General features: G+C 68.3%; 11 protein-coding genes and 1 riboswitch. Of the genes, 10 read left to right on the top strand and 1 reads right to left on the bottom strand.

All coding sequences use genetic code 11. From position 1 onward, the window contains the following. Positions 1-97 precede the first annotated feature (97 nt). The 10 genes from GA0115234_RS33970 (at position 98) to GA0115234_RS33925 (ending at position 10,066) form a co-directional block, all read left to right on the top strand. Positions 98-706 (top strand): CDP-alcohol phosphatidyltransferase family protein, encoded by a 609-nt coding sequence (locus GA0115234_RS33970; RefSeq protein ID WP_093549424.1) that lies wholly within the window; start codon positions 98-100, stop codon positions 704-706. A gap of 113 nt (positions 707-819) precedes the next feature. Beyond that, positions 820-3,315: a mannose-1-phosphate guanyltransferase gene (locus tag GA0115234_RS33965; protein ID WP_093549422.1), complete on the top strand. Its 2,496-nt coding sequence runs from the start codon at positions 820-822 to the stop codon at positions 3,313-3,315. Positions 3,316-3,413: 98 nt separating this feature from the next. After that, positions 3,414-4,337 carry a DUF881 domain-containing protein gene (locus GA0115234_RS33960; RefSeq protein WP_093549420.1) on the top strand — a complete coding sequence of 308 codons (924 nt, stop codon included), beginning with the start codon at positions 3,414-3,416 and terminating at the stop codon, positions 4,335-4,337. Then, the gene (locus GA0115234_RS33955; RefSeq protein WP_040019805.1) at positions 4,334-4,666 is read left to right on the top strand and encodes a small basic family protein; all 333 of its coding nucleotides are present in this window, start codon (positions 4,334-4,336) and stop codon (positions 4,664-4,666) included. The genes GA0115234_RS33960 and GA0115234_RS33955 overlap by 4 nt, the downstream gene beginning before the upstream one ends. Positions 4,667-4,671: 5 nt before the next feature. Further along, positions 4,672-5,460, top strand: coding sequence for a DUF881 domain-containing protein (locus GA0115234_RS33950; RefSeq protein ID WP_093549418.1), 789 nt, complete (start codon positions 4,672-4,674; stop codon positions 5,458-5,460). Positions 5,461-5,650: 190 nt separating this feature from the next. Further along, the gene (locus GA0115234_RS43940) at positions 5,651-6,439 is read left to right on the top strand and encodes an FHA domain-containing protein (RefSeq protein WP_093549416.1); all 789 of its coding nucleotides are present in this window, start codon (positions 5,651-5,653) and stop codon (positions 6,437-6,439) included. Positions 6,440-6,456: 17 nt separating this feature from the next. Further along, a complete protein-coding gene (locus tag GA0115234_RS33940) occupies positions 6,457-7,200 on the top strand; it encodes a transcriptional regulator FtsR (RefSeq protein ID WP_093549414.1) in 744 nt (247 codons plus the stop codon). 53 nt (positions 7,201-7,253) lie between these two features. Continuing rightward, entirely contained in the window at positions 7,254-7,727 is a 474-nt protein-coding gene (locus GA0115234_RS33935; RefSeq protein ID WP_006123076.1) for a bifunctional nuclease family protein, read from the top strand. A gap of 167 nt (positions 7,728-7,894) precedes the next feature. Then, positions 7,895-8,512, top strand: coding sequence for a MerR family transcriptional regulator (locus GA0115234_RS33930; RefSeq protein ID WP_093549412.1), 618 nt, complete (start codon positions 7,895-7,897; stop codon positions 8,510-8,512). 93 nt (positions 8,513-8,605) lie between these two features. Further along, positions 8,606-10,066 carry a DNA polymerase IV gene (locus GA0115234_RS33925; protein WP_093549410.1) on the top strand — a complete coding sequence of 487 codons (1,461 nt, stop codon included), beginning with the start codon at positions 8,606-8,608 and terminating at the stop codon, positions 10,064-10,066. On the opposite strand, the gene GA0115234_RS33920 is transcribed toward GA0115234_RS33925, so the two are convergent. Continuing rightward, a complete protein-coding gene (locus GA0115234_RS33920; protein WP_093549446.1) occupies positions 9,991-10,359 on the bottom strand; it encodes a PRC-barrel domain-containing protein in 369 nt (122 codons plus the stop codon). The two genes, GA0115234_RS33925 and GA0115234_RS33920, sit on opposite strands and share 76 nt — an antisense overlap. A 113-nt stretch (positions 10,360-10,472) precedes the next feature. Continuing rightward, positions 10,473-10,569: riboswitch (glycine riboswitch) on the top strand. Positions 10,570-10,727: the final 158 nt, after the last annotated feature.

The raw sequence follows: 10,727 nt of genomic DNA, 5'->3' as shown, positions 1-10,727 counted from the left end.
ACAGGCCTTTGCCGTCACCCCTGTGCAACCGGCAGGGGTGGCTGAGGGTAAGGTCAGGGGGCATCATTGGCACGTTCTTCACACAGGAGGCCCCCGGGTGGAGGTCCAGGAGACTCGGGTTCAGACGGACCGGGTCCTCACCATCCCCAACATCCTCAGCATGGCTCGCCTTGTCGGGGTTCCGCTCTTCCTGTGGCTGATTCTTCGCCCTGTGTTCGGCGGCCCCCGGAGCGACGGCTGGGCCCTGCTGGTGTTGATGTTCAGCGGCATCAGCGATTACCTCGACGGTAAGCTCGCCCGCCGGTGGAACCAGATCAGCAGCCTCGGCCGGCTCCTGGATCCCGCTGCGGATCGCCTCTACATCCTTTCGACTCTCGTCGGCCTGACCTGGCGAGAGATCCTGCCGCTCTGGCTCACCGCAGCACTCCTCGCCCGTGAGCTGATGCTCCTCGTGATGGTCGGAATCCTGCGGCGTCACGGCTATCCGCCGCCCCAGGTGAACTTCCTGGGCAAGGCGGCCACGTTCAACCTGATGTACGCGTTCCCCTTGTTGCTGCTCAGCGACGGAAGTGGTTGGCTTGCACCGCTGGCCGCTATTTTCGGATGGGCGTTCGCAGGTTGGGGTACAACGCTCTATTGGTGGGCAGGGATCCTCTACGTGGTTCAGGTCCGCCGGCTGGTCAAGGCGGATGTAGTAGCCGATTGAGCTCGTTGACGCGGTGCCGCGCAGTGTGGCCGGCCCGCCGCTGATGACCCGGATGATGCCCCGACGGGCGAAGTCGGCCAGACCGTCGTCTCTTCAAGGAGGACGTTTCCGACATGAAGGCCGTCGTGATGGCTGGCGGCGAAGGCACACGCCTTCGCCCCATGACCTCAAGCATGCCCAAGCCGCTTCTGCCCGTAGCCAATCGGCCGATCATGGAGCACGTGCTTCGGCTGCTCAAGCGGCACGGGCTGAATGAGACCGTCGTAACGGTCCAGTTCCTCGCCTCGCTGGTCAAGAATTACTTCGGGGACGGCGAAGAGCTCGGGATGGAGCTCAGCTACGCCAACGAGGAGAAACCTCTCGGCACCGCGGGGAGCGTCAAGAATGCCGAGGAGGCGCTGAAGGACGACACCTTCCTCGTCATTTCCGGTGATGCCCTCACCGACTTCGACCTCACCGATCTCATCGCCTTCCACAAGGAAAAGGGCGGTCTGGTCACGGTGTGCCTGACCCGTGTGCCGAACCCGCTGGAATTCGGCATCACGATTGTGGACGAGGGCGGTCAGGTCGAACGCTTCCTGGAGAAGCCCACCTGGGGACAGGTCTTCTCGGACACCGTCAACACCGGTATCTACGTCATGGAGCCCGAGGTATTCGACTATGTCGAAGCAGATGTCTCGGTGGACTGGTCCGGTGACGTCTTCCCGCAGCTCATGAAGGAAGGCAAGCCCATCTACGGCTACATCGCCGAGGGCTACTGGGAGGACGTCGGTACCCACGAAAGCTATGTGAAGGCGCAGGCCGACGTCCTTGAACGCAAGGTCGATGTCGACATCGACGGCTTCGAGATCTCGCCGGGCGTATGGGTCGCGGAAGGCGCGGAAGTACACCCCGACGCGGTGCTGCGCGGGCCCCTCTACATCGGGGACTACGCAAAGGTCGAAGCCGGTGCGGAGATTCGTGAGCACACGGTCATCGGGTCGAACGTGGTCGTCAAGAGCGGCGCATTCCTGCACAAGGCAGTGATCCACGACAACGTCTATATCGGCCAGCACAGCAATCTGCGCGGATGCGTGATCGGCAAGAACACCGACGTCATGCGGGCGGCCCGCATCGAGGACGGCGCCGTCATCGGGGACGAATGCCTGATCGGCGAGGAGTCGATCATTCAGGGCAATGTACGCGTCTACCCGTTCAAGACGATCGAGGCCGGCGCCTTCGTCAACACCTCGGTGATCTGGGAATCGCGCGGACAGGCTCATCTCTTCGGCGCCCGCGGTGTGTCCGGGATCCTGAATGTCGAGATCACCCCGGAACTGGCGGTCCGGCTCGCCGGAGCCTATGCCACGACGCTGAAGAAGGGCTCGACGGTCACCACCGCACGTGACCACTCCCGTGGTGCCCGCGCCCTCAAGAGAGCCGTGATCTCGGCCCTCCAGGCCAGCGCGATCGATGTCCGGGACCTGGAGAACGTACCGCTGCCCGTCGCGCGCCAGCAGACCGCACGGGGCAGCGCCGGCGGGATCATGATCCGTACGTCCCCCGGCGTACCAGACTCGGTCGACATCATGTTCATCGACGAGCGGGGAGCGGACCTGTCGCAGGCGCGGCAGCGGAAGCTGGACCGGGTCTACGCACGTCAGGAATACCGCCGAGCCTTCCCGGGCGAGATCGGGGACCTGCACTTCCCGTCCAGCGTCTTCGACTCGTACACCGGATCCCTGCTGCGGAACGTGGATACCGCGGGGATCGCCGACGCGGGGCTCAAGGTGGTCGTCGACGCCTCCAACGGGAGCGCCGGGCTCGTGCTGCCCAGTCTGCTGGGGCGGCTCGGTGTCGACGCGTTGACCATCAATCCCGGCCTCGACGAATCACGCCCCACCGAGACCGCCGAGACCCGACGCTCCGGACTGGTGCGGCTGGGCGAGATCGTCTCCTCGGCACGGGCCTCGTTCGGCGTGCGGTTCGACCCGGTCGGCGAGCGGCTCTCCCTGGTCGACGAGCGGGGCCGGATCGTCGAGGACGACCGGGCGCTCCTCGTGATGCTCGACCTCGTGGCGGCCGAGCGGCGCAGCGGGCGGGTGGCGTTGCCGGTCACCACGACACGCGTCGCCGAGCAGGTCGCGGCGTACCACGGCACACAGGTCGAATGGACGACGACATCGCCCGACGACCTGACGCGCGTGGGACGCGAGGAAGGCACCATCTTCGGGGGAGACGGGCGCGGCGGCTTCATCGTTCCCGAATTCAGCAGCGTCTTCGACGGATCGGCCGCGTTCGTACGGCTCCTGGGGCTGGTGGCCAGGACACAGCTCACCCTCAGCCAGATCGATGCCCGCATCCCCCGTGCCCATGTCCTGCGCCGCGACCTCGCCACCCCGTGGGCCGTCAAGGGGCTGGTCATGCGCCGGGTCGTGGAGGCCGCCGGCGACCGCGACGTCGACACGACGGACGGCGTACGGGTGGTCGAGGCCGACGGGCGGTGGGTGATGGTGCTGCCGGACCGCGCCGAGGCCGTCACTCATCTGTGGGCCGAGGGACCGGACGACGCCTCCGCACAGGCACTGCTGGACGAATGGGCGACGGTCGTGGACAGCGCAGGTCAGTGACGCTGCCTCCGGTGTGCCCGGAGGCGGCCGACAACGCCTGCGGGCACACCGGTGGGGCCATTCGGCGGTAGCGGCGGCGACGTGCGACGATGTGCGGCATGTCGCAGCAGACCCCCGATCGGAGTACCGCCTCGCCACCCGCGCGTCCCGACGCTTCCATGTCGCTGCTGACCAATGTGATGGACCACAGCCTGGACGACGGATACGCCGAGGCATCGGCGCGTCGCAAGGCCGACGGGAGCGCGGGCCTGCCCCGTACGCTGAAGTCGAAACTCGGCCTCGCCGCCTGTCTGGTGCTGGCCGCCCTCGTCGTCACGCTCGGGGCCGCGGAGGCCCGCGTCTCCGCGCCGGTCCTCGCCAAGGAGCGCCAGGAGCTGATCGATCGCATCGACGACGAGACGACGGCCGCCGACACCCTCGAGTCGCAGGTGGACAAGCTCCGGGACGACGTGGGCAGGCGCCAGCGCAAGGCGCTGGAGAAGCACGGCGGGGACCAGGGGGAACGGGTGGCGCTGCTCGCCGGGGCGACCCCGGTGGAGGGGCCCGGCGTGAAACTCGTCGTCGACGACGCCAAGAACACCGACCAGGGTGGCGGCGGACCGAGGGAGACCAGCGGATTCGCCGACACCGGGCGGGTCCGCGACCGGGATCTCCAGAGGGTCGTCAACGGGCTGTGGCAGTCCGGCGCGGAGGCGATCGCGATCAACGGGCAGCGTCTCACCGCCCTGTCGGCGATCCGCGCGGCGGGCGACGCCATACTGGTCGACAACAGACCACTCGTTCCGCCCTATACGGTGCTGGCGGTGGGGAACGGGAAGCGGCTCGGCACCGCGTTCCAGGACAGCGCCGATGGTCAGTATCTGCAGGCGCTCAAGGACACCTTCGACATCCGGACGAGCATGTCCGTGCAGCAGAAGGTCAGCCTCCCGGTCGCGCCGAGCCTGATCGTACGTACAGCAGAGCCTTATCAGGCCGCAGACACCGGCAGTGGTGCGGCAGACACAGGGAAGGGCACATCGTGATCGCCGTACTGGGCCTCGTCGTGGGAGTCGTGGTCGGACTGTTGGTCCGGCCCGAGGTACCGGCCGTGGTCGAGCCGTATCTCCCGATCGCCGTCGTGGCCGCCCTCGACGCAGTCTTCGGTGGCCTGCGGGCCATGCTCGACGGAATCTTTGTCGACAAGGTGTTCGTCGTGTCGTTCCTTTCGAACGTCGTGGTGGCCGCCCTGATCGTGTTCCTGGGCGACAAGCTGGGTGTCGGAGCGCAGCTGTCCACCGGTGTGGTGGTCGTGCTCGGCATCCGGATCTTCTCCAACGCCGCGGCCATCCGCCGGCACATCTTCCGGGCCTGACGCCGATGAGCAACGAAGAACGTCCCGGCGAGCCGGAGCGCGCCGACGAGCGGACGCCCGGCTCCGCCAAGGAACTCACCGGTCGTCAGCGGCTGATCGCCGGACTGTGGCCGCCGAGGGTGACACGGGCCCAACTCGTCGTCGCGCTCCTGCTGTTCGTCCTCGGTCTCGGACTGGCCATTCAGGTGCGGTCCAACAGCGACAACAGTGCGCTGCGGGGCGCCCGGCAGGAGGACCTGGTCCGGATCCTCGACGAGCTGGACGACCGGACACAGCGCCTGGAGGACGAGAAGCAGCGGCTGGCGGCTCAGCGCACGGAGCTGGAGAACAGCTCCGACCAGGCCGAGGAGGCGCGCAAGCAGACGCTGGAGAAGGAGCGGCAACTCGGAATCCTCGCGGGTACTGTGGCGGCGCACGGGCCCGGGATCACGCTCACCGTCAACGACCCCGGCAACGGGGTGAAGGCGGACATGCTGCTCGACGCGCTCCAGGAGCTGCGGGCGGCGGGCGCGGAGGCGATCGAGGTCAACGGGGTGCGTGTGGTGGCCAATACGTACTTCTCCGGTGACGGCGGCAACGTCAGCGTCGACGACCATAAGATCACTGCGCCCTACGTCTTCGAGGTGATCGGCAAGCCCCAGGATCTGGAGCCGGCGCTGAACATTCCGGGCGGCGTGGTGCAGACACTGGAGAAGGAGCAGGCCACCGTGCAGGTCGCGCAGGCCGACGACATCGTCGTGGATGCCTTGCGACCGGCGAAGCAGCCTGACTACGCTCGGTCGTCGTCCCCGTGAAGCCGCGGCACGCGGGGAGCGAAGGATATGGGCGCGAGGTTGCGGGGGGTCGCCGCATCGTATTGGTGGTGCGTGGTGGAAACTGTCGAGTGCATACGGACGTTGTGAAGATGTCCGGGTCGGCAGGTGTGTTCATTCAGGGTTCGTCCTGCCCCACGGGCGGGTCTATTTCGGTCAAGGGGAATCGCCCGTGAAGTTGTTTGGGAAGTTGTTCGGCAAGAGCGCTCGAGACGAGGCAGCCCGCCATCGCGCACCGCGCCATGGCCAGGCGGATGAGCAGGGCACGGATCGCCCGCTCTTCCGTGATCAGGTGCCGGGTACGGGCAGTGACAATTCGGGAGCATCCGGCGCGTCGTCTGTTGACCCTGCCGGTCCCGGCCGCATAGGTTTCGGGGATTCGTCGACCTCGGGTACGGGGGGAGAGTTCGCCCCCAGGCAGGAGGGTTCGTCCATGCCGGTCTGTACGAGGTGCGGGCATCGCAACAGCGAGGCCGGTCGTTTCTGCTCCAACTGCGGTGCACCGCTGAGGGGTGGAGTTCCGGAACGTGCCTCGGAGACGACGTCGACCATCTCCATCTCCGGCCTTGAGGCGTACGAGGCGGAGGCCACCGGGCAGACGGCCCTTCCGTCCCTCTCGCCCGAGGCCCAGGCCGCCGTCGACGCCCTTCCGCTCGGCTCGGCCCTCCTGGTGGTGCGTCGTGGTCCGAACTCCGGCAGCCGCTTCCTGCTGGACGGTGAGCTGACCACGGCCGGCCGTCACCCGCAGAGCGACATCTTCCTCGACGACGTGACGGTGTCGCGGCGGCATGTGGAGTTCCACAGGAACCCGGACGGCAGCTTCACGGTCGGGGATGTCGGCAGCCTGAACGGCACCTACGTCAACCGTGAGCGCATCGACTCCGTCGCCCTCACCAACGGCGACGAAGTGCAGATCGGCAAGTACCGGCTGGTCTTCTACGCGAGCCAGCGCGGTATCTGACCCGTCAGGGAAGGTCCATGCTGAGAACACCGACGGGCGGTGCCGTGAGCGGCACCGCCACCGCCGACGACCGCCCGATGAGCATCGGCACGGTGCTTCTGCGGCTGCGGGAGGAGTTCCCCGAGGTCACGATCTCCAAGATCCGGTTCCTGGAGGCCGAGGGGCTCGTCGAGCCGCAGCGGACCCCTTCCGGCTACCGCAAGTTCCGGGGCGCCGATGTGGAGCGGCTGGCTCAGGTGCTGCGCATGCAGCGGGACCACTACCTCCCGCTGAAGGTCATCCGTGAGCATCTGGATGCCCTCGCCCGTGGTGAGCAGGCCGCCCTCCCGCCCGGGGGCGGCCCGCGGGATCCGGCCGACGGTGCCTGGGCCGCGGTGGCCGGTCGTGCCACCGCGGCCCGGATCGGCCGTGCCGAGCTGCTGGCGGCCGCCGAGGTCACCGAGAGCGACCTCGACGAGTGGGAGTCGTACGGCCTGGTCACTCCGACCGCCGAGGGCGGTTACGACTCCGAGATGGTCACCGTCGCCAAGCTTGTGGCGGATCTGGGCAGGTTCGGTCTCGAACCGCGTCACCTGCGTGCCATGCGCGCGGGCGCGGATCGTGAGGTCGGGCTGATCGAGCAGGTGGTCGCGCCCTTGCGCCGGCACCGGAATCCGCAGACCAGAGCCCATGCGGAGGCCACCGCGAAAGAGCTCGCGGAGCTGTCCGTGAGGCTGCATTCGGCCCTCGTGCAGAGCGCTCTGCACATCCGTCTCCACTGATCGCGCCGGTGCCCGACTACCCAAACCTGCCGGGCACGTCCTAGGGTTGCTGTGTGAACGAGCTCGACGTTGTGGGTGTCCGGGTGGAAATGCCCTCCAACCAACCGATCGTGCTCCTGCGTGAAGTGGGAGGCGACCGGTACCTCCCCATTTGGATCGGTCCTGGTGAGGCGACCGCGATCGCCTTCGCCCAGCAGGGCATGGCTCCGGCCAGGCCGCTGACCCATGATCTCTTCAAGGATGTGCTCGAGGCCGTCGGCCAGGAGCTCACCGAGGTCCGCATCACGGACCTCCGCGAAGGGGTCTTCTACGCGGAGCTGGTCTTCGCCAGCGGGGTCGAGGTGAGCGCGCGGCCGTCCGACGCCATAGCGCTCGCCCTGCGCACCGGAACACCGATCTACGGCAGTGACGGGGTGCTCGACGACGCAGGCATCGCCATCCCGGACGAGCAGGAGGACGAGGTGGAGAAATTCCGCGAGTTCCTCGATCAGATCTCTCCGGAGGATTTCGGTACCAACAGTCAGTGACCGTTCTTCGGGTCGCCGTCAGCGCATCCGGCAAGCCTTTCCCGTTCGTGAGACACGGGAAACCACCCTCAGGGTGATTATCACTCGGCGTGCCGAGTGTGGCGATCGTTGACGCACCCCGAGTGACTGCCTACCTTCGAGATGGCAGGTCAAGGACGGAGGTCGGCGTGGGAAGCAGCGGCGACGGTACGGCAGCGGGTGGGCCGTATCCGCAGCAGGGGAGTACAGCCGACCACACCATCATGCAACCGGTTCAACCGGCGGCGGTGGCGGGGGACGCAGTGGCATCGGCCAACGACATCGGCTACCGCGGGCCGACCGCCTGCGCGGCTGCCGGGATCACCTACCGGCAGCTCGACTACTGGGCGCGCACGGGGCTGGTGGAACCGAGCGTGCGTCCGGCGTACGGCTCCGGCACACAGCGGCTCTACAGTTTCCGGGACGTCGTCCTGCTGAAGATCGTGAAGCGTTTCCTGGACACGGGCGTGGCGCTCCAGAACATCCGCACCACCGTTCAGCACCTGCGGGCACGCGGATTCCAGGATCTTGAGCGGATGACGCTGATGAGCGACGGGGCGACGGTCTACGAGTGCTCCTCGCCCGACGAGGTCGTCAGCCTCCTCCAGGGCGGCCAGGGCGTCTTCGGCATCGCGGTGGGCGTGGTGTGGCAGGACGTCGACGCCGCCCTCTCGCAGCTGCACGGCGAGCGGGTGGACACCGGCGAGACCCTCATCGGGAACAACCCCACCGATGAGCTCGCGCGGCGCCGCAACCGCGCCGGCTGACCCGGCCGACGGCCAGGTCCGGTCCGGCGGATCGGGGCCGGACACGCCCCGGGGCGCGGCGATTGTCAGTGCCGTAGGGCAGCATCGATTGATGTGAGAGCCGCGCCCACCATCCTGCATCTGGACATGGATGCCTTCTACGCCTCTGCCGAGCAGGCGGCGAAGCCGAGCCTGCGCGGCAAGCCGGTCGTGGTCGGCGGACTGGGGCCGCGCGGGGTCGTCGCCACCGCGTCGTACGAGGCGCGGCGCTTCGGGGTGCACTCGGCGATGCCCATGGCGCAGGCGCGGCGGCTGGCGCCCAACGCGGCCTACCTGGTGCCCCGCTTCCAGCTGTACCGGACGGTGAGCGACCAGGTGATGGGGCTGCTCGCGCGGCTCTCCCCGCTGGTGGAACCGCTGAGCCTGGACGAGGCCTTCGTGGACCTGGAGGCCGGTGGGACGGCCGACAGCGCGGCCTCGTCGCTGGAGATCGGTGAGCAGCTGCGTACGGCCATCAGGGCGGTCACCGGGCTCACCGGCTCGGTCGGACTCGCCGGTTCCAAGATGCTGGCCAAGATCGCTTCGGAGGAGGCGAAGCCCAACGGACTGCTGCTCATAGAGCCGGGCACGGAGAGGGCTCTGCTCGCGCCCATGCCGGTGCGGATCATTCCCGGCGTCGGGCCCGCGACGGCGGACCATCTGCGCCGTGCCGGGATGACCACGGTCGACGACCTGGTCGAGGCGGGCGAGGACGAGCTCGTGCGCCTGCTGGGGAAGGCGCACGGCCATTCACTCCACCGCATGGCGTCGGGGTACGACGACCGGCCGGTGGTCGCGGAGCGGGACGCGAAGTCGGTGTCGGTCGAGGACACCTTCGACGCCGATCTGCACGACCGGGTGCGGATCAGGACGGAGGTCGAGCGGCTGGCCGACCGGTGCGTCCAGCGGCTGCGCGGTGCGGGGCGGTCCGGGCGCACGGTGGTGCTGAAGGTGCGCCGGTACGACTTCTCGACGCTCACGCGGTCCGAGACGCTCCGTGGGCCCACGGACGACCCCACGGTGGTCCGTGAGGCCGCCGCACGGCTCCTGGAGGCCGTGGACACCACCGGAGGCGTGCGGCTCCTCGGAGTGGGCGTCACGGGGCTCGCCGACTACACGCAGGAGGACCTCTTCGCCCAGGCCGCCGACGAGCGGGCCTCGGCGGAGGAGCCGGCCGAGGAGAGCACACCGGCGGGGGAGGAGGGGGCCGGGCCGCCGGGTGACCCCGGGGCGGAGGCTCCGGAGACCGCCGAGCAGCTCGCCGCGCGCCGCTGGCCCGCCGGACACGACGTACGCCATGACGTCCACGGCCATGGCTGGGTGCAGGGCAGTGGCGTCGGCAGGGTGACCGTGCGGTTCGAGGAGCCCGAATCGGAGCCCGGCCGGGTGCGTACGTTCCGGATCGACGATCCGGAACTCCGGCCGGCCGATCCGCTGCCGCTGGTGCGGGACCCGGTGGACTACTCGTCCTGGCCGGCCAGCCTGCCGAAGTCCCTGTCCGGGCCCGTGCCCTCGGGCGGGGAGTCCAGACCGTAGTGCCGGTAGAGCTGGAGCTCCTGTTCCGGCGAGAGATGGCGGCCGACGCCGAAGTCGGGTGAGTCCTTGATCAGCGCGCGGTCGAAGGGGATGCGGAGCGTGTCCTCCACGAATTCACTGGGTTCCAGCGGGACGAACGCGTCCCTGCTGAAGAGTCCGGTACGTACGGCTGCCCACTCGGGCACACCGGTCGCGTCGTCGAGATACACCTCGTCCACGGTCCCGATCTTGGTGCCCTTGCGGTCGAACGCCTTGCGGCCGATCAGGCTGCGCGGATCGATGTCGGTCTGCACGGTCCCTCCCACTGGTCGCGGCTACTCCACAAGCACTACAGAAATGCAGATCCGAGTGGTTGGCCACTCGAGAAATCAGCCATGAACCCCGCTGGTAGGCTGGTGGCGGCTGCTGACCCCGTGCGGGAGAGTCCTCCGGAGCTGATCCGAAGGCGCCGAAGGAGCAAATCCTCCCCGGAATCTCTCAGGCCCCCGTACCGCACGGACGAGGTCACTCTGGAAAGCAGGGCGGGTTTCGCGCGGCCGAGTGCCGGTGCGGATCCCTTCCTCACCGACGGTGAAAGCCGGTACGCCGCAGGGTGCGCCGGTGAAGCTCTCAGGTTGAGATGACAGAGGGGGAGGCCGTTCGGGCACCCGCGCCGTGGTGC

The sequence above is a fragment of the Streptomyces sp. DvalAA-43 genome, from assembly GCF_900091725.1.
Lineage (GTDB): Bacteria > Actinomycetota > Actinomycetes > Streptomycetales > Streptomycetaceae > Streptomyces > Streptomyces pulveraceus.
This window is presented reverse-complemented; position numbering and strand designations above follow the sequence as displayed.

Coding starts and splice junctions, on each gene's coding strand:
- GA0115234_RS33960 (WP_093549420.1), top strand. CDS start 3,414: ATGTCGCAGCAGACCCCCGATCGGAGTACCGCCTCGCCACCCGCGCGT.
- GA0115234_RS33940 (WP_093549414.1), top strand. CDS start 6,457: ATGCTGAGAACACCGACGGGCGGTGCCGTGAGCGGCACCGCCACCGCC.
- GA0115234_RS33965 (WP_093549422.1), top strand. CDS start 820: ATGAAGGCCGTCGTGATGGCTGGCGGCGAAGGCACACGCCTTCGCCCC.
- GA0115234_RS33950 (WP_093549418.1), top strand. CDS start 4,672: ATGAGCAACGAAGAACGTCCCGGCGAGCCGGAGCGCGCCGACGAGCGG.